Genomic DNA, 18649 nt, shown 5'->3' with positions numbered 1-18649 from the left:
CGTAGGGGCCGCTTAGCTTAGGAAGAGTCATCGCGGCCCCACGTCGTCGGCGGCCATCCGCCCTGAAAGCATGCTGGCTCCCGGCGATGGTTCAGCATTAGTGCCGCTGTGAATGGTCGTGAGTACCGCTCGCCCGCGACCGCAGACGAAGGCAAGCTCGGTAAGCAGTCCTACCAATCAGCCGGCAACCCCTCATAAGAGCTTAGGGATGGCCTTCCTCATCCTGGAGTAGCCGCGATTCGCCAAAGGCCAAGCTGCCTTGTCCCAAGTCCGCCGCATGCGGCGGCAACCCTCTGGCAGCGCCATCGCTGATGGCCCGACCGGGGCCCAGGCGGTCACAACCGGCAGGCTGTCCGCCCAACCGCTATCAGCGTGGCCAACCGCGCATCCGAAATAGGCTTCGGCTCGCACCAGGGCATCCGCCATCGCGGCTTCATCCGCAGCCTTGACCCGGTCAGAGGCGCCGTCAGCATGAGCGATCAGCCCTCCGATTTGGGCGACCCGGGCGGTGCCGAGGGGGAGGCTCTCCGGGTGCAGGTCGTCGAGGTGCAGAAGAAGCGCGATCTCACCATCCGGCACGGGGTCCGCCAGCGGCAACGGCATTTCTCGGGGCGGCATCGGCTCGTCGAGCGCATCGGGGTACTCATCGAGGCCGACCGGGTCGAAGCGGCCATCAGTGTAGCGACGGATGTTCTCGGCGCGGGCGACATAGTGCTTGCCCCGGGTGTGCAGGCCGGCGACCCAGCGCCAGGAGAGCGTATTGCTGGCCGGATCGCCATCGACGAGGTGGCGCATGAAGAACTCGGCGCCGAGGGACCAAGGCAGGCGAAGGGTGAAGATCCAGATTGAGGCGAACCACATGCGTGCGTGGTTGTGGAGCCACCCTGTCTCGACGAGTTCGCTCGCCCAGGCGTCAAAGCAGTCGATGCCGCTCCGCCCCTCGACCGCAGCCTCATAGATCCTCCGCAGGCCAGGCTCGGCAGTGAGCCGCTCATGGCCCTCAGATGCCAATGAGAGGTAATCTGTCCAGACGGCGGGATGAGTTTCCAGGTGGCCCTTAAAGTAGGTCCGCCAGAATACCTCGCTGACGAACTTCTCAGCCCCCTCGTCACCAAAGGCGGAGGCGGCCGCAGCGACGACCTCGGCCTCGGTGATCAGGCGCCGGCGCAGGTAGGGTGAGAGCGCCGAGGTCGTGGACCTCGCTTCGGGCCCCCGATCAAAGTTGCGGGACCCGGCATATTCCCCTCCTTCATTTGCGAGAAAGGCAGTGAGGCGGTCGAGCCCAGCTGCACGGGTCATGGGAAAGGTACGATCCATGACTGTGAGCTAGCGCGCGACGGAGCGAAGCCGATGCGACGGATTCCCTGAGCATTGGTCCTCAGTTTGGGAAGGCTACAAACGGCAGCGGGGCTCAGCGACGGGCGAGATCGTTGTCATGCCGCTGCCCCTACGCCCCGGGGTCGAGTGGGCTGAGCAGCGCGAGCGCGTCGCGATGCCGAACGAAGTGCGCTTCGTCAGGCCAATCACGCCAGCGCAGTTCGAACAGGCTGTCGGCCTTTGTGTAGACGACAACCGATTCGAACCAGCCCTCCTGAGGCCCGGTCGAGGCGAGCACCAAGCTGCCGACCTTGACCGCATCCCAACTGGCAGGGCGTGCGAAATCACCGGCAGGCGAAGTGGCATCGTTTGAGGGCGGTGAGCTCACCATGGTTTGTATCGGGCGCGGTGGCGCCTCGCCCAGCCCCGCCAAAGTCGTCAGGCGCTCGTACAGGGCCTTCTTAACGAACGGCACGAACCCTCGCCCGCTTTGGGCAAAGATCCGGCCTGCGGGCAGCTGAGCGGCGACGGCGCGATGCTCGTCGGTTGTGATGTGCAGTACCCGTAAGCCCATTAGCCCGGCCGCTCGCTCGGCGAGCTCGACTTCGGCGTGGGTGAACGTCGAGGCGTGTGGCTTGCCGCCCTCATCGGTGCCGAACAAAATCACGGCCGGCGTGGTGGCGCTGTCGGCAGTAGCCGTTGCCGCGGCGTCATTGGGTTCGTTGGCGGCTTCGCTTGCGGTGGTTGTTGGCGTGGTCATCACAGGGCTCCTGAAACGAAGAAGGCGGCCCGAAGGCTGCCTTGCTGTGTGGTCGATGGACAGGGGTCGAGGCCGACGCCTTCGAGCGCATTTCTCAATGTGGCGTTGCGTGGTGCTCGGGGGCATCGTCATCAGCAATCGGCGCATCGCAAAAGCAGCGACTGACACCGGTATATAGGAATAATATCCTTTTGTCAACCGTATGCCTGAAGATGGGTTTGTGCCCTTCGCTGGCAACCATGCTAAGTCATCAAGAACCGGTAGTTCATTGGCGGCGTTGACCGATGTGGACGCATCCAAGCTGATCCGGTCAGCCTGAACAGCTGTCACCGCATTTGCTCGTGGGGACGCATCAAGCGGGAAGCGGTCATTCGCTCACCGATCATAGCCATCAAGAGCTTTTGCTTAATATGTACACAATGTAGGGAATCAAAAATGGAAATGTCCATAGAGGCAAAAAGATGAGTCCGAGCCGCCAATGACGCCATCCGGCGGCGATAGACAATAACTGGGCCAAAAGTGCGAAGGGCCCATAGATGAGCACGACCAAGCCTATAGCGAGCCCAATATCGCCTTGCGAGGCGGAATCATGGGTGCTTGGCAGGAGGTACAGAAGCCAGATACCGCCTGCCATAAACAGGAGCGCGGCTATCCAGCCGAGCCGGAAAGGCAAATGAACGATCATTGAGATATTATGAATATTGATAGACTGAAGCGATAGTTATCTTGTTTGTGGCGTGCTGCCGTCGCCGCCTTATCATTGCCGGATCGATACGATGGGTAACAAGCCGTCCCCACATAGGCTCTCTCCCCTTTTGGACCAATCCGATTGAGCTGATTTCGTACCCACGGGACTCTTGGCTGTGGCAAGGAAACAGTCACCTGATGCGCCAGAAAATGCGCTGCGTAGAAGGCCCTTCTAGCCTCTCGGGCTGAGGCTGCGTTTCCACACAGCCTGGGTCGTGAGTGGACGATGCCAACCGTCAGATTTCCACCACTAGCTGCCGCGTGTTGCCTATGGCTAGGAGGTCGCTCACCTTCGATACCTTACCTGAGCAAAAATCCAAGCGTCGGCTGCGGCCTTGGCGTTATCTCAACTTGTAACCCACGCGGGCGATTAAATGCGTCGGCCACATTAAAATAAGAACGCGACCGGCTTCTACCCTCACGTTGATTCACGAAGGGCAACCCGATCACAGCCTGAGTGGGCGGGACAGTAGATTTGCTGGCAAGGGTTAGTGTCATCGATCTTGCGACCATTGCACAGGTTCAGGCCCCACTCCGCGCACCAAAGCCAAACCGCGTGTTGGACGAAGTGCGGGAAAGTCGCGGGGAAGGCGGGGTTGAACTCACGCGCATCGACGCGCTCGGCAAGGCGTTCAATGATAGCGGCACACCCACCTGCAGCGTAGCAGGCGGGTCCGTAGGTGTGGTCGGTACCAAATCGCTGAAGTACGCCGCTGCGATGCAGGAAGTTGTGCACGAGGCTGTCGATGGCGATCATGCTGGCGCCGGTGGTCACCCAACGCTCACGGTTCGGGTCGGCGACAAGCAGCAACTCGGCAAGCATCATTGACCAAAGCTTGTCCGACACGCCTGCAATCGACGTGAGGGGGCTAGGACGGCCGCGCGCATGGCTTGGCTTCGGTTGCGCATGCCAATGCCGGGATCGGCCTCAGCGAGCCGCATGTCGAGCCAGCCGATGAAGTCACCGCCACACACATCCCGAATGAACAAGGCGAGGCTGTAAGCGGCTTGGTTCAGCCCCCCCTTCCGCAGCGGTAGGGTCGGCAGCGGGCAAGCTGGGCGATGGCGAGCTTCAGCGCATGTGCCCGCAGTTTTGCGATAGCCGCAGTCCGCAAAGGCCCAGTACCTGCGAAGGCGGGGGCACGAAGGCAAAGCGTTCAACGCTGCGACGACAGCAGCCCACGTGGCTCTTCCATGCTGTTCGGCATAATCGAACGCGATTGCATCGGAGATACCCTGCAGCGGTACAAGGGTCATAAGCCAATCGTACACCGGCCCGGTATCGCCACGAGCTACGGCATCGATCACACCGGCTTCGGCAAGGCGGCCAGTGACGTTCTCAAGCAGTGTTGGCGGGGCAAGCACGAGAGCGGGCCGAGTCACTGCAAGCAGGTGGGCATAGGGATCACCCAGCCCGAGGTTTTTTAAGGGCGAGCTTGGCGACTTTGGCATGTCGAACGCCCTAGCAGGTCGTCAATAAGCCCAGTCAACCTTACCCGGCTGCCGATGAAGCGCTCCTCCCGTGATCCACTCGCTTTCGGGAGGATGAGGCGCTACCCGACGTCGTGATAGTTTGAGCTGCGGGTTCTGCACACCAGCGCCCGCAGCCCAGAGTGTTTGCGTTAAATTACTTCACTCGAATTCCGCGTTTTTCACAAGCGAAAATAAAGCGATGTGCAAGCGCAGCGTTACGTTCAGGCTGCAGTACGCTGATCGTTCCGACCGCGTAATCCAGCACGGCTTCCAGCACCTCAGACGGCTTGCCCTCCCAGTCCGCAAGCAACTCATCCAGTTGTCTCCGCACCAAATCCTGCGCAAGACGTTGCCTTTCCTCTCTCACGCGAGCCTGTTGGATTCTTGTCGGCATTGGTAAAATTCCTTCCTGTTTGTAATGCACATGTCGTTAGGTTCAGGATTGGCGCATTCGCCATCCACATAGCCTTTACGCAAAACAATGGGGCCCACGCTTGCGTCTGCGTCATGGGGCAAACACAGCCCATAAAACCTAATCTCATAGGCATAGGTGGCTTGGTGATGGGGCCATGCGCATACTTTGCGAGAGAATGGCTATCGGCCCTATTAAGCGGCTATGTGTCGATTCGCGGAGCCACCACCGCAACGAAAATAAAGCTATTCACCGACACTGTGAGCGGCTGCAGCTATTGAGTTGATGGGAAACAACTTGATACGGCAGGGTATAGGGGCGATGTGCTGTATATCAACCCGACACTACCACAATGATCAAATAGCCCCAACTAACTCTGTATCACCCCTGAAACTACCGTTATGGGGTACACAGGCGTATTCGCATTGGCTTTCGTGATGTCACTGGCAATGCTGATCATTGCAACAAAACCAGCTTGCCGTGAACCCGCCTAAGGCCACACAGGATCAGTGGCTGAGTCGGCCGTAGGCCAAGTAGCCACGTTTCATGCTCCAAGCTGGCCTGACGGCTAATTGGCACCTTCCAACGATCCTGCGTGCCACGCGAGCCGGTCATAGGCACTCGCATAGCTGGCGCTCGCTTCCCGCTGTAGCTAAGGGCGTTCCCCAAATTGTAAACCGCTTTCAGTACGACCGGCCGGGCGCCTCGCGGCAAAACACCCGCAGGCCGTAGGGCTGCTTTTAGTTCAGCCTCCGGGCAGCGCGTTGCTATCGCAAAATGTGAATGCGGCCCCCAGTACGGTTCACCGTCGCGCCCAAACTCTAAGCTGACTTCAATGGCGCCGAAAACATGGAGGGGCCGTAGGCCCGCTCAATAGGCTTCAGGCGCCTGCGAAGGCCTCGTTGCATGGCATCCAGTGACAAAGCCCCAAGCTTGCCGGCCGACACCTCATAACGGGGGTCAACTATCGTGACGAACCAAAGGGGCATACCAGTTTGGCTAAGCAGGTCATGCGCCTGCGCAGCCAAGGTCAGAAACGTCACTCGTTCGCCGTACCAGCACGCTGATGAACATGTGCGGTTCGGACAACCGCGCCCTTCGCACGCAATAAGTTGTTCCCATCGATGGCGTGGCACATTTCCATGCACGAAGCTCGCCAGCATTTTCGTTTGCTTCAATTGGAGCAATTCGACGGTCGGCAGGTGCTTGGCGCCCTTCTCCTCGAGCTCGGCCAAAAGTTCGGGCGACAGATCGTGAGGTAGGCTGGTCATCGGCCGCCCCCCTGATCGCTGGTGCTGCTACGCAGGCAAGTGGCTTCCCATGCAACGACGTCGCTGAGGCGGTACCGCACCAAACGTCCAAGTTTGAGGAATGGTATGCCGTCGCCAGCAACACGTTGATTACGTAGGGTTTTGACAGATCGTCCTTGTCGCTGGGCTACAGCCGTTTCGTCCAGGAGTACATCAGGGTTGGGTATGGCGGTCGCATAAGTGCCGCATGCTTCAGCTGCCGTGTCGTGAATGTATCGATTTGCCATCACTGCGTTCCTCGGGTTCGTGACGACAATTTTTACGCAACCAAGGCACGCGCTATCGGTGCGGTTAGCTGCAGGTGCAGTTAGCCATCGGCGTCATACGGGTGAGTTGTTTTCGGGCCGGGCTGCGATTTGGCGAAGTCAGAGAGGGGCATTGGCAGCGCGCTTCATCGCTGGTATGTTTCCGTTAAACGGAATGAGGACATGCAATGAAAGCGTCGAGAACACCCAGCGGAAAGCACGACACACGGCCCCGTCCAGTTTCGAATGAGATGGACAGCGCCGACGCCCACATCATATTTCGACCAGAACACAATGACCCTGCAGTTGTTCAGGATGCCGAGGCTCATCTCAATCTGGCATTTGATATAGATTATGTCTCAAACAGCGATGACTATGATATCAACAAGGCACTAAAATTAGCAGTGTCAAAATTTTCAAAAAATAGCGAATTAGCACATCTTGAAGCAATTATTTTAGCATACTCATTGTTGATCGTCATAGATGAAAAACAAAATATAAGATTACTTAATAGTTTAGCTAAGAATCTGAATCGAAAGCTGACGAAAGACAATAAAGTACGTCTCGTAGTCGAGAGTCTTATATCATACGGTGCTAAAAACGACGTTGAACGCAAAAAGGCCGAACGCTTGTACAGCCGCGATAAGCGAGCCATTGATTATTTACAGCACTCAAAAATTCACCCGACCAAAGTTTCTGAAAAATCCAAAGTTAAGGGAGAGGGTGTTGATCGTTGGGCGCGTGAAATGAGTAAGGTTAGTCCCAAAAAACAAAGGGCAGCCGCACCAAGCATAGCTGCAAAGCAAAAACAGCCATTTGCGAGCGAAAATTTAATTGATATTCGTTGTATTGACCGGGCAAGTGGCAAGATTATCGATCAGATCACAGCGGAGAATAATGAAAAAACTAGAGAGCTTATAAAGTTAATAATGACGCAATTTAAGCCTTCTTTTGATTATCTTAGTATCGAGCGTTAACGAACCCTATGACCGCTTTGCTTTTAGCAGGGCGCTTAGCTGTTGGCCAATAAGTTCGTTGGCCGCCCTCAGCGGGTCAACGGCGAGGTGCGCATACCTTGCCGTCGTCGCCGCCTGGGTATGCCCAAGAAGGGCGCCGATCATTGGTAGGCCGAGGCCCGCGCCGGCGCCGATGGAGGCAAAGGAATGTCGCAGGTCGTGAAGCCTCACATCGTCCAGGCCCGCACGAGCCCGAACCCGCTGCCATGGCTTCTCAAGGTTGACGAGGTGGCCGCCCGACCGCTGGCCGACGATCACGTAGGGGTTATCAAGTTCGCGCGGCATGGCGTCGAGAACGGCGAACGCAGCCTCATTGAGGTGAATTTCCTTTGCCCCGGTTTTGCTGTCCGGCAGTTTGAGGCAGCCGCGCTCGCGATCCACATAGTTCCATCGAAGCGTGAGGATCTCGCCTAGCCGGGCGCCGGTTAGCAGCAGCAACCTGATCGCCGCGATTGGATGAGGGGAGACTCCGCCTTCGGTTTCGAAAGCTGCCAGTGCTTCGCCTAGGCGGCCGAGCTCGGCCGTTGACAGGTAGCGGCGGCGCTTCTTCTCGACAAATCGTTCGATGCCCGTGCAGGGATTGATTTCGCCTCTACGCCCCGACCAGCTGAACATTTTCGAAAGCAGGGCGATCAATCGATTGGCCTGATAAGGCGTAGCTCGAAGCTTCACATGGAGCCGGCGAACCTCCTCATGCGTGACTTCGTCAGCCCGCTTGCTGCCAAGCTGCGGTTTCACGAGCCGCTCGACGAGCCGGGCATACTCAGCATGTGTGCTGCCCTTATTTTTCGCCTCTACGTGCTCGCTGAGAAAAAGGTCCGCGAGTTCGGCGACAGTTGGTGCGGTTCGAGCGACGGCCTTTTTCGTCGCTGGATCCTCGCCGCTTGCAACCAGCCCTAACAGGCGCTTGGCTTCCCGACGGGCTAGATCGGCCGTCCAGGGCGAACCGTGCTTTCCAATGGTGAACCACCGCTGCCGCCCGTCGAGGCGGTACTTCAGCCGTAGACGTGGTCACGACGCTGACAGCGAGCTGCGAAGCCCTTCAGTTCGGAGTTCCATAGGGTCTCCCCTGGGATAAGGGCTTCGACGGCTGCTTTCGTAAGGCGCTTTGGCTGAATCATGATTGGTCGCTAGGGGCTCAACTAGCAACCGTCGTAGCGTGATCGCGATGCCCCAGCAAGGTAATCCCGGGCAGTCAGCTTAACAAAATCAGTTACTTAGGGACGTGGTAGGTACCCCTGAGATAGAAACACCGCAAACTCTTAATCAGCGGGTCCAAGGTTCGAACCCTTGTGCACCCACCAAATATCTCGCTGACCTGATCGCGATATCGTCCAGTACTATCCGGAACAGTTAACCTCGGTCGGGACCACGATCGGGGGTTTTTCTGCTGGTTCGTACGTCTCGGTCGCGGCCTTTCGAAGGCGCGATCTCTGCGTCCGGGCATCCCGCCTGCGCTGGGAGCCACGATGCGTCCGAGTATTCCGCGCGTGGTCATTTTTTCCTTGAGAATGGGTCAGCCCGGCGAGACCGCGAACGGCGGGGTCGGTGAGTGTGTGTCGGGCGGCAGGGCTCGTCGGCGCCCTGATCGTCGAAGCGCTGGATTAGCCAGCGGCTCGCGGGGCCCGGCGGTCCGGAAGATTGCGCGGCAAAGGACAGCCGGCGGTGCTTGGCCTTCGGCAGGTGCAGTTCGATGAGGCGGCCGGCCGCCAGGCCTGCCTGCAGCATGTGCGTCGGCATGCTCCCCAAACCGATCCCCGCGAGCAGCGCAGCGGTGCCGGCGGTTCGGCTATCAGCGGCCGCACATCCTGCTTCGCCGGGACACGCCCTTGAAGCTGATCGTGTCGCTGCCGCTCCCCGAGAACATCTTGTCGCCGCCGCGCGTGCCCTCAATGACAGTGTTGCCCCTGGAGAGCTGGATGCGGTCGGCTCTCACGGCGCGGACAATCTCCACGTCTGCAGAGGTCTGGAACATGATCCGGTTCCTTTAGGCAAACCTCAAACATGTCGAGATCCGTATCGCTGCAGATCTAGACCGTCTCGACGCTGGAGAAGTTGGTGTTGGTCAGGCTCACGGAGCCGCCGCCCATGACGAAGAGAGGGAGGCGGTTCCCGCGCCGCCATTCACATAGGCAGGCGTTTCGTAGATGACGAATCGGTCGCCGCCGCCATTGTCGTTGAGGGTACTGTCGCCATCGTCCCATTCATCGTCGAAAGTGCGGCCGAGCGGGATGCGTGCGAATCAATCGGTCTACGGCGAAGGTGCGGACGGGTTTGCTGGCCGCCATTGAGCGAGGGCAAGCCATCGAGAACCGGACGCATGGCCGGGACGCGCATGCTGAGCGTGTCCCACTCCCCTACATGACACGACGCGCTTGATCGCCGGTATCGATCGTCCCACGAGACAGTGCCTTGACCCGCCCGGCTTACGCCGTGACGGGTTCTTCGTTTGTCGCGCTCTACTCGGCAGCGCGAGCCACGGAACTGCTTTCGGATCTGGCATGGTGCAACACGCTCTTGATGAGCGCGCCGTCGGCGGTCCAATCGGAAACGGTTGGGTTTGCCGGGTACAGGATCATCGTGTGGTCAAGCCCGAATGCCCTCGATATCATCGAGAAGCAGGTTCTGATGTTCATCTGGGTCACTTGGCTCATCGCCGCTGGCATCATCTCGACGACCTGCAGGCCAGGTCTACCGAACACCAAGTGCGCTAGGCCGGCGCCGTGTGCGCTGACGACGACATCGGCGTTGTGAAACAGACTCACCTTCTCGATGAGACCGAGCTTGCTCAGGATCACTGGCACAATGCCATTGTCGGCCATCGTCTGCTCAAACTCGACTTCGTTCAGCATGGCTCGACGAGGTGTGTCGCGCCGCGAGATATAGAAACGTCGCGGCGTCGATCCGTCGTTCCTCTTTGCTGCTTCCTCGATCAGACGCCCGTACGTGTGATGGTACGCTGCCTTGCGGGGCATGGCCTGCGTCGATGAGGTTCCAAGATACAGCTTTCGGCAGAATACGACGCCTTCAAGGGCGACAATCCGATCCGCCGGAACGCCAAGGGTACCCAGTGCATCCAAGGCAAGGCCACGCTGCTCTTTCCTGACAAGGATGGCGCAGTCCGGTGTTTCGGGCGCCAAGCACCAGCTCAGTTTTGCAAGCCGGTCGGCGATCCAATCGTAATAGCCCTTGCTCCCGCCGATGCACAGGTAGGCTTCGTCTATGTTGGGCACTGTTGCGGGATCGGCGAGTGCTTCCTTCGCGGCGCTGGAGGCACGAAGGTCCGTCCCATCGAGCGTCCAGATCCGCCCCTCCTGGTTGACGAAGACATCCGTGAACTCTCGTACGAACGGATAGGGCTTCCGCTCCATCCGCTTCTCGAACAGCCTCCACAGATCGTGGATGTAAGCCTCGAACGAGGGACCGACACCTTCGAGCGCCACGGTCCTCATCTGTGAGTTCGGAATGGCAAAATCATCGACGTCGCCGGGGTGCCGGATCACGTCGTCGGCGCCCAGCTTCTTCTTGGGACGCGGCGCGACGAGGTGCTGGACTCGCTTGAGAGCCGTAGCATCCTTGGTCGTCGCTCTAATGCGGCGGACGACGTTCGACGCTTGAGAAGACCTGAAATCGGCCGGCAGCGAGCCTATGATCGCCGCTGCTTCGTTCGGCAGATTGGCGTTGACCAAAGTCGAAGCCAGCTTGACCCGATAGGCCTCACTCTCCACCGCGATGACCAAGGGCTGGCACCGCTCTATCTCGGACTTGTCATCAAGCTCGATAGCGGCGCGAAGGCGGAACTCAAGAATTTCGGGCCGTCCTGCAAAATCGCTGTCGTCAGCGACCTGAATGATCTTCCGCCACCGGCCCTGCGCAGCCAGAGTCTGTGCCTGACGCATCAGCTTGCGGACCTCGGGGCCGGGTCGATGGCTGGGGGGGCCACCCTCTGCGGCGGACGCCTCGTCCGGCCCCTGCTCAGAAAGCTCAGTGTCCATCCGGAAAGCCCCGCGTCGTCACGAATGTGTGAGATCACGAGAGTTTGATCGAAAACAATTAGGCAGCACAACGATCAAATGTATGTTTTGAACGATGCCACAATCTATGGTGGCGAATGTTGCATTCCAGGCACAATGTCTGAAGGGGCTTCCTCACATGTCGTCCGGTCGAGGTGGGGCAGGGGCGCTTGTCCATTTCCGGTCCAGCAAACCGATCAGTCCGCGTCTGCGCGATGACGCAGGCAATCTCCACAGCCTCGGTTTTCGTGACGCGGGGGGGGGGCGCCCTGTCGGTGAATCCGCTCGTCCACGAAATAGACGTATCGACCCCGTTCCGATGGCATCCCTCATCACCACAGCCTCGTTCTCAACCTGCACTTGAAGCGGTAATCTGATCGCTGTCCCCATTCCCCACGTTCCAACGCCCGTCTGTCAGATCAATGGTTTGGCTGTGCCTTTTGATCAGCGGGTCCAAGGTTCGAACCCTTGTGCGCCCACCTAGCAAATCGCTGATCTGATCTCGATATCGTCCAGTATAATCCTGAACAGCCAGCCGCGGTCGCGACTGCATTGGGGTTTTGGCTGCCGGTTCGCGCGTCTCGGTCGCAGCCTGTCGAGGGGGCGATCTCCGCTTGCCTGCATCCCGCCTGCGCTAGGGACCGCGAGGCGTCCGAGCATTCCGCGCGTGATCGCCTTTTCCTTGAGAATGAGTCAGCCCGACAAGACCGCGCCCGGTGAGCGCGCGTCGGCCGGCATGGGATCGTCCGCTGCCTGCTCGGCGAAGCGCTGGATCAGCCAGCGGCCCGTGAGGCCGGGCGGCCTAGTAGATCGCATGACCAGGCAGCCGGCGGTGCTTGGCCTCCGGTCGAGGCCTCAGTAGCGATGCCGTGGCGGCGTCTGCCTCACCGATCCCGTCGTGACCGCACCGCCTGCATCGATCCGGGCGCGTACGGGGCGGGAGAAGCGGCTGTCGTACTCGCCGATGTTGCGGGCGGCGGCCAGTCCGTCGAGACCGCCGGGGGCGGTCGCAGCCGGGATGCCGGCCGGCGCGGTGTAGCTTTGCGCGAAGGCGGCGCCGGAGAGGGTGAGACCGAGGGCGGCTCCCAGAATGAGGTGTGCGGTCATGGATCGAGTCCCAGGTTCGGGCCGGACGGCCTGAGGAGAGGAGTGGCCTCGCCTAAGAACCTAGAATTTGTGCATCGCTGCCTCGCAGGGCAACACGGAATGAACAAGGCGTGTGCATCATGTTCAGGCGCCGAACGCGCGAGCCCTCTCCTCCGGTCCGGGAGCATTGGAAATAAGCTGTTTCATATCATGGCCTTGGTTGCGGCTGCGACATTTACTGGCAGAAATGGGCAGCATGGCATGCATCTTTCCCGGTCCATGCTTCTCCACTTCAGAAGCGCTGTCCAGGCGTGCGGGGGAAGGTCCGACGCAGAGGCGGTGCTCCACAGGCACGGCCCTGCGGAAAGCCGTTCGGAGAACGGTCCCCACGGCCCGAAGGCCGGGGATCGCGCGGCTCAGCCTCGCCCGATCGTCGCCTCGATCTGACCGTGGGGCTCGTCGGTGGGCAGGAACACGGTGTTGGGGTTCTCCAGGCCGAACGGCGTCAGGTTGATCGGGATGTAGTGCTTGTTCGGCATGGCGAACCCGATTTCGGCGATCTCCGGAATGGCCGCCAGGACCGACTCGCCCATGCGGTACATGCTGTCCTGCACGCTGGCGCTGTAGGTCGTGCCGAAGACCTCGATCAGGATGTCGAGCACCCTGGCATTGGTCGCGGTGTAGTCGGCGGGCGCGCTCGCCCAGGTCCAGGTGGCGTCCATGGCGGTCGCGGCGATGCGGTCGGTGGCATCGGCCAGGGTGCGGTACTGGTCCTCGACGAAATCGGCCCAGCCCGATTGCGTGGTCTTCATGAAGGTGAAGCCCCGCAGCCCCGATTGCATCACCGCGCCGTCGCGGCTCGCCACGAGCTTGACGTAGCCCGTCCCGTTGCCGTCGAGGGTGAAGACGTGGCCATGCGGCCGACCGCCGATGGCCTGGCGCAGCCATCGCGTCTCCCTGCCCTCGATCCGGATCTCCTCGACCTGCGGATACGTGTCGAGGAAGGTGGCGGCGACGGCCTCGGCGAAGGCTTCCTTGTCGAGGGACAGGTTTTTGGCCGCGACCACGTTGACGATGTTCTTCACGCTGTCGGTGGCGACGCAGGCCCGGTTGTCGCCGTCGGTCCAGGCGGCATCGAAGGCGCCCTTCATCAGAACCGCGAGGGACAGTTCGCGCGGGGTGTGGTCATCGCCGTCGCGGGTCAGGCGCATCACCCGCACCCGGCCCTTGCCGTATTTGGAGGCGATCAGGGGCATGCTTGTCTCCCAGGAGGGGGGCGGTGGATGAAGACGGCCGTCGTCAATGCTCGGAGGACGCCGCCTGATGCCGGGCGGCGGCGCGGGCGGCCTCGTCGCCGGTCAGGCCGTTGAAGAACAGGTTCAGGCTCACCGCCGCGATCGCGCAGAGCAGGATTCCGGATTCGAGGAGCGGGTGCAGCGCATGCGGCATCTGCTTGAAGAAGGCCGGGGCGACGAGGGGGATCATGCCGAAACCCATGGAGACCGCAACGATGAACAGGTTGTTGCGATTGCGGGCGAAGTCCACCGCGCCGAGGATGCGCACGCCCGTCGCGCCGACCATCCCGAACATCACGAGCCCGGCCCCGCCGAGCACGCATTGCGGCACCGCCTCCACGAGGGCCGCGAGCTTCGGAATGAGGCCGAGCCCGAGCATGACGAACCCGCCGACCACCGCGACGTAGCGGGTGCGCACCCCGGTGACGCCCACGAGCCCGATATTCTGCGAGAACGAGGTGTAGGGGAACGTGTTGAAGACGCCGCCGATGATGGTGCCGAGACCGTCGCCGCGCAGGCCCCTGGTCAGGCGCCTCTCGTCGACAGGGTCCGCGCAGATCTCGGCGAGGGCCAGGAACATGCCGGTCGATTCGATCATCACCACGATCATCACGATGCAGAGGGTGACGATCGAGACGGGATCGAAGGTCGGGGCACCGAAGGCGAAGGGCCGCACCACGTCGAACCAGGACGCGGTGGCCACATGCCCGAGATCGACCAGCCCGACGAATCCGGCCACGAGCATCCCGGCGACGATGCCGATGAGCACCGAGGCCGAATTGACGAAGCCGGTGCCGTAGCGGGTGATCGCCAGGATCACGCACAGCACGAAGGCGGCGATGGCGAGATGGAGCGGCGCCCCGTAATCCGGGTTGCCGATCCCTCCGGCGGCCCAGTTCACGCCCACCTTCATCAGCGACACGCCGATCACCAGGATGATCGTGCCGGTCACCACGGGCGGGAACAGCGGCAGCAGCCGTCCGATGAGGGGGGCCACGAGAAACGCGAACAGGCCGGACGCGATCACGGCGCCGTAGATGCCGGTCAGCCCGATCTCGGGATTGGTGCCCATGGCGACCATGGGCGTGACGGCGGCGAAGGTGACGCCCATCATCACCGGCATGCGCACGCCGATCCCCGGCAGGCCCCAGCTCTGCAGCAGCGTCGCGAGGCCGCATGCGAACAGGTCGGCGCTCACCAGCATCGCCACCTGATCCGGCGGGAGTTTCAGGGCTCGCCCGACGATCAGCGGCACCGCGACGGCGCCGGCATACATCACGAGGACGTGCTGCAGCCCGAGCAGGCCGAGGGCGACGGGAGGTACCGTCGCCACGGGCATGCCGGCCGGTCCGGCGGTGTCGGGAGGTGCGGCCATGGTCGTGGCACTGGTCATGGGGTCGACGCCTCCGCCGCTCCGAGTCGATCCCTCACCGGGGATGCGCTGTCCGAGGGCGCAAAGCGTGTGCCACCGGGCCGGACCCCGCGATGGCGCGCATGGCCCGTTGCCTGCACCGGCCGGGCCTGCGATGCGTCGTCATCGCCTGCGTTCAACGGGGACCCGGCCGCCATGGCATCGACACTCGCAGCTCTGAACGAGGCCTCGGACGCGGATTTCGTCGCCGTGCTCGGTGCCGTGTTCGAACACGCGCCCTGGGTGGCCGAGGCGGCCCTGCCGCAGCGGCCCTTCGCCACCGTGGAGGCGCTGTTCACCGCCATGCGCGATGCGGTCCACAATGCGCAGGACACCCGTCGCCTCGCCCTGCTCACCGGGCATCCCGAACTCGCCGGGCGCGCCGCCCGCTCCGGGGCCATAGCCCTCGAGTCCATCGCGGAACAGGCCGCGGCCGGCCTCGATCGGATGTCGCAGGCGGAATACGCCCGGTTCGAGGCGCTCAACGCGGCCTACCGCGAAAAATTCGGGATCCCCTTCATCCTGTGCGTCAAGCGGCACGGCCGTGCCTCGCTGCTGAAGACCTTCGAGGCGCGGCTGGCATCCGTTCCCGATGTGGAGCGGCGCACGGCCGAGGCCGAGGTGATGCGGATCGCCGCGATCCGCCTGAACGCCCTGGTGAGCGGCCCCGGGCCGCTCTCGACCACGGGCCGGATCTCGACCCATGTCCTCGACACCGTCCGGGGGAAGCCGGCCGCCGGGGTGGCCGTCGACCTCGTCGAGTTCGTCTCGGCGACGGAGACGGTGCTGGTGGCGCGCGCGGTCACCGACGCGGACGGCCGCACCGACATGCCCCTGATCCATGGGCGCCCCGTGCCGATCGCCACCTACGAGCTGCGCTTCGGACTCGGCGACCATTTCCGGCGGGTCGGAGCGGGTCCAGGCCCCGCCCTCCCCGAACCGCCCTTCCTCGACATCGTGCCCCTGCGCTTCGGGGTGGGCGACCCGGAAGGCCATTATCACGTGCCGCTGGTGGCGACCCCCTGGAGCTATCAGACCTATCGCGGGAGCTGACGCGGAACCTCTCCGACCCTGCATCGATTTTCTTCGAGCGGCCAAAGACTTGCTTCTCGTTTTACGGTTCTCTTGCTCTTTGCCTCTCTTGAAAGGTCATCGACCATGCGTATGACGATGTCGGCCCTCGCTGTGTGCGGGCTCTTCGGGTTGACCGGCGCGGCCCTCGCCCAGGGGACCGGTGCGCCCGCCGGCCGCGACCCGGCGACGGCGCCCGGCGGGACCGAGGGCATCGCCGGCCCGCAGAACGAGCGGGAGGCGATCCGGAGCGGCGATGCCATCGCCGCGCCGCGCGGAGTCGGTGTGCCGGCTCCCCCGCCCTCCGACGAGCCGAAGGCCGACCGGCCGGCGCGCCACCACAACCACTGATCGCAGTGGCGCTCTCATGAACGAAGAAGCCCCGCCGGGACGCTCCGGCGGGGCTTCTTTCCATGCGACGGCGTAGAGTCCGGGGTTATTGGGTCAGCTTGTCGTCGATCCCCTTCACGTACCAGTTCATGCCGAGGATCATCGCGTCGGGGGCGGTCTCGCCCTCCTTCACGGCGACGCTTCCGTCCTGCTTCAGCACCGGCCCCGCGAAGGGGTGGATCTTCCCGTCGGCGATGGCCCGCTTGGTCTCCTCGGCCATGGCCTTCACGTCGTCGGGCATGTTGGTGAAGGGGGCCAGCACGACCATGCCGTCCTTGATGCCGCCCCAGGTGTCGTGGCTCTTCCAGGTGCCGTCGAGGACCGCCTTGGCCTCCGCGATCACGTAGCCGTTCCAGTCGTCGGTGATGGAGGTGAGCTGGGCCTTGGGGGCGAAGCGGTACTGGTCGGAGGACTGGCCGAAGGCGAGCTTGCCCTGCTTCTCGGCTTCCTGGAGGGGGGCGGCCGAGTCGGTGTGCTGGGTCAGGATGTCGGCCCCCTGCGCGAGGAGCGCCTTGGCCGCCTCCGCCTCCTTGCCCGGATCGAACCAGGTGTTCACCCAGACGACCTTGATCTTGATGTTCGGGTTGACCGCCTGCGCCCCGAGCATGAAGGCGTTGATGCCGCTGACGACTTCCGGGATCGGGAAGGACGCGATGTAGCCCACCGTGCCGGATTTCGAGAGCGTGCCGGCGATCTTCCCGCAGACGTAGCGGCCCTCGTAGAACCGGGCGGAATAGGTCGAGACGTTGTCGGAGCGCTTGTAGCCGGTGGCGTGCTCGAACTTCACCTTGGGAAACTTCCGCGCCACCTTCAGGGTCGGCTCCATGAAGCCGAAGGAGGTGGTGAAGATCAGGCCGGCGCCGGAGCGGGCGAGTTTCTCGATGGAGCGCTCGCTGTCGGCCTCGGGCACGTTCTCGAGGAAGGTGGTCTCGACCTTGTCGGGCAAGGCCTCCGCCAGGGCCTTGCGGCTGAGGTCGTGCTGGTAGGAGTACCCGAAATCGGCGACCGGCCCGACATAGACGAAACCGACCTTCAGCTTGTCGGCCGCAAGCGCCGGCCCGGCGGCGAGCATCGCGCACAGAACCGCACCGCCGAACCTCATTGACCTGCCCCGCATCGTGTCGTCCCTCTTGATCCAGTGCCGCACGGTCGTCGGAATCGCTCGCGTGTCATCGGCTCGGCGTGAAGACCCGCCCGAGCGAGGCGGGCGCCAGCGAGCCGCCGTGGCGCTGCCCGAGTGAGAGCAAGACCAGGGCCAGGATGGTGGCGAGATAGGGCAGGGCGGAGAGGAGCTGGCCCGGCAGGCCGAGGCCGGCGGCCTGGGCGTGGAGCTGCAGCACCGTCGCCCCGCCGAACAGCAGGGCCCCCGCCGCGACCCGCAGGGGCCGCCACGAGGCGAAGACCACCAGGGCGAGGGCGATCCAGCCGCGGCCCGCCGTCATCCCCGGCGACCAGAACGGGGTGTAGGCCAGCGCGAGATAGGCCCCGCCGAGCCCGGCGCAGGCGCCCCCGAACAGCACCGAGAGGAAGCGGACCTTGCGCACCTTCAGTCCGAGGGCGTGGGTCGCCACGTGGTCGTCGCCGATGGCGCGCAGGGTCAGGCCCGCCCGCGTCCGCCACAGGAACCACGACACGGCGACGACGAGGGCGACCGCCGTATAGACGAAGGCGTCCTGGCCGAAGACGAGGCGGCCGAGTCCGGGCAGGTCCGTGAGACCGGGGAGGGACAGGTGCGGTGCCGGATCGCGCTTCATCCCGACGTAGTTCGCGCCCACCAGCCCCGACAGGCCGAGCCCCAGGATGGTCAGCGAGAGGCCGGAGGCGACCTGGTTCGCGGCGAGCCCGACGGTGAGGATGCCGAACAGGGCGGCCAGCAGCAGGCCGGCGGCGGCGCCGCCGAGTGCGCCGAGGAAGGTCGAACCGGTCTGCACCGCCACGGCGAAGCTGACGGCCGCGCCGAAGATCATCATCCCCTCCACGCCGAGGTTGAGCACGCCGGAGCGCTCGGCGACGAGTTCGCCGATGCCGGCGAGGATCAGGGGGGTCGCGGCCGCCAGGACCGTGATGAGGACCATCTGGACGATGTCGAGGGTCATGATCGGC

At 62.7% G+C, this 18649-nt stretch carries 19 protein-coding genes; 4 read left to right on the top strand and 15 right to left on the bottom strand.

Annotated elements, in window-relative coordinates:
- Nucleotides 1-192: 192 nt before the first annotated feature.
- From K368_RS0103880 to K368_RS26455, 5 genes are all read right to left on the bottom strand, one after another.
- Nucleotides 193-1299, bottom strand: a complete 1107-nt coding sequence (locus tag K368_RS0103880) for an FAD-binding domain-containing protein (RefSeq protein WP_036265939.1) — start codon at nt 1297-1299, stop codon at nt 193-195.
- A 148-nt stretch (nt 1300-1447) separates the two neighbouring features.
- The gene (locus K368_RS23865; RefSeq protein ID WP_051439747.1) at nt 1448-2077 is read right to left on the bottom strand and encodes a hypothetical protein; all 630 of its coding nucleotides are present in this window, start codon (nt 2075-2077) and stop codon (nt 1448-1450) included.
- Between the two features lie 1165 nt (nt 2078-3242).
- On the bottom strand, nt 3243-3671 hold the full coding sequence (locus K368_RS27275; RefSeq protein ID WP_245259487.1) for a hypothetical protein: 429 nt from the start codon (nt 3669-3671) through the stop codon (nt 3243-3245).
- Nucleotides 3672-4451: 780 nt separating this feature from the next.
- Nucleotides 4452-4691 (bottom strand): hypothetical protein, encoded by a 240-nt coding sequence (locus tag K368_RS26460; RefSeq protein WP_155935003.1) that lies wholly within the window; start codon nt 4689-4691, stop codon nt 4452-4454.
- 839 nt (nt 4692-5530) lie between these two features.
- Complete coding sequence (locus tag K368_RS26455) at nt 5531-5980, bottom strand: hypothetical protein (protein ID WP_155935002.1); 450 nt, start codon at nt 5978-5980, stop codon at nt 5531-5533.
- 535 nt (nt 5981-6515) lie between these two features.
- Here K368_RS26455 and K368_RS26450 point away from each other — a divergent pair.
- Nucleotides 6516-7241 (top strand): hypothetical protein, encoded by a 726-nt coding sequence (locus K368_RS26450; protein ID WP_155935000.1) that lies wholly within the window; start codon nt 6516-6518, stop codon nt 7239-7241.
- A 6-nt stretch (nt 7242-7247) separates the two neighbouring features.
- Here the strand turns inward: K368_RS26450 and K368_RS26985 are convergent, their stop codons facing one another.
- Nucleotides 7248-7916, bottom strand: a complete 669-nt coding sequence (locus K368_RS26985; RefSeq protein ID WP_197030977.1) for a site-specific integrase — start codon at nt 7914-7916, stop codon at nt 7248-7250.
- Nucleotides 7917-7973: 57 nt separating this feature from the next.
- On the opposite strand from K368_RS26985, the gene K368_RS26980 reads away from it, so the two are divergent.
- On the top strand, nt 7974-8180 hold the full coding sequence (locus K368_RS26980) for a hypothetical protein (RefSeq protein WP_197030976.1): 207 nt from the start codon (nt 7974-7976) through the stop codon (nt 8178-8180).
- 594 nt (nt 8181-8774) lie between these two features.
- Here K368_RS26980 and K368_RS27270 read toward each other — a convergent pair.
- From K368_RS27270 to K368_RS0103820, 7 genes are all read right to left on the bottom strand, one after another.
- Nucleotides 8775-9029 carry a hypothetical protein gene (locus tag K368_RS27270; RefSeq protein WP_348625521.1) on the bottom strand — a complete coding sequence of 85 codons (255 nt, stop codon included), beginning with the start codon at nt 9027-9029 and terminating at the stop codon, nt 8775-8777.
- Nucleotides 9030-9072: 43 nt separating this feature from the next.
- On the bottom strand, nt 9073-9255 hold the full coding sequence (locus K368_RS27265) for a hypothetical protein (protein WP_027171234.1): 183 nt from the start codon (nt 9253-9255) through the stop codon (nt 9073-9075).
- Nucleotides 9256-9739: 484 nt separating this feature from the next.
- Nucleotides 9740-11275: a glycosyltransferase family 61 protein gene (locus tag K368_RS0103835; protein WP_027171233.1), complete on the bottom strand. Its 1536-nt coding sequence runs from the start codon at nt 11273-11275 to the stop codon at nt 9740-9742.
- A 711-nt stretch (nt 11276-11986) separates the two neighbouring features.
- Nucleotides 11987-12109: a hypothetical protein gene (locus K368_RS27560; protein WP_280940221.1), complete on the bottom strand. Its 123-nt coding sequence runs from the start codon at nt 12107-12109 to the stop codon at nt 11987-11989.
- 39 nt (nt 12110-12148) lie between these two features.
- A complete protein-coding gene (locus K368_RS0103830) occupies nt 12149-12400 on the bottom strand; it encodes a hypothetical protein (protein ID WP_027171232.1) in 252 nt (83 codons plus the stop codon).
- A gap of 395 nt (nt 12401-12795) precedes the next feature.
- A complete protein-coding gene (pucL, locus tag K368_RS0103825; protein ID WP_027171231.1) occupies nt 12796-13635 on the bottom strand; it encodes a factor-independent urate hydroxylase in 840 nt (279 codons plus the stop codon).
- 43 nt (nt 13636-13678) lie between these two features.
- Nucleotides 13679-15013, bottom strand: coding sequence for a nucleobase:cation symporter-2 family protein (locus tag K368_RS0103820; protein WP_036266719.1), 1335 nt, complete (start codon nt 15011-15013; stop codon nt 13679-13681).
- A gap of 228 nt (nt 15014-15241) precedes the next feature.
- Between K368_RS0103820 and uraD the strand changes: the two genes are divergently transcribed.
- Both uraD and K368_RS0103810 read left to right on the top strand, forming a co-directional pair.
- Nucleotides 15242-16138 carry a 2-oxo-4-hydroxy-4-carboxy-5-ureidoimidazoline decarboxylase gene (gene uraD / locus K368_RS0103815; protein ID WP_027171229.1) on the top strand — a complete coding sequence of 299 codons (897 nt, stop codon included), beginning with the start codon at nt 15242-15244 and terminating at the stop codon, nt 16136-16138.
- Between the two features lie 105 nt (nt 16139-16243).
- Nucleotides 16244-16507 carry a hypothetical protein gene (locus K368_RS0103810; RefSeq protein WP_027171228.1) on the top strand — a complete coding sequence of 88 codons (264 nt, stop codon included), beginning with the start codon at nt 16244-16246 and terminating at the stop codon, nt 16505-16507.
- Nucleotides 16508-16592: 85 nt separating this feature from the next.
- Here the strand turns inward: K368_RS0103810 and K368_RS0103805 are convergent, their stop codons facing one another.
- A complete protein-coding gene (locus tag K368_RS0103805; RefSeq protein ID WP_155934996.1) occupies nt 16593-17648 on the bottom strand; it encodes a BMP family ABC transporter substrate-binding protein in 1056 nt (351 codons plus the stop codon).
- Nucleotides 17649-17715: 67 nt separating this feature from the next.
- Nucleotides 17716-18642: an ABC transporter permease gene (locus K368_RS0103800; RefSeq protein WP_027171226.1), complete on the bottom strand. Its 927-nt coding sequence runs from the start codon at nt 18640-18642 to the stop codon at nt 17716-17718.
- Nucleotides 18643-18649: the final 7 nt, after the last annotated feature.

Source organism: Methylobacterium sp. 10, assembly GCF_000519085.1.
Lineage (GTDB): Bacteria > Pseudomonadota > Alphaproteobacteria > Rhizobiales > Beijerinckiaceae > Methylobacterium.
Note: the sequence above shows the minus strand (reverse complement) of the source record. Positions and strands in the feature narration are given on the sequence as shown.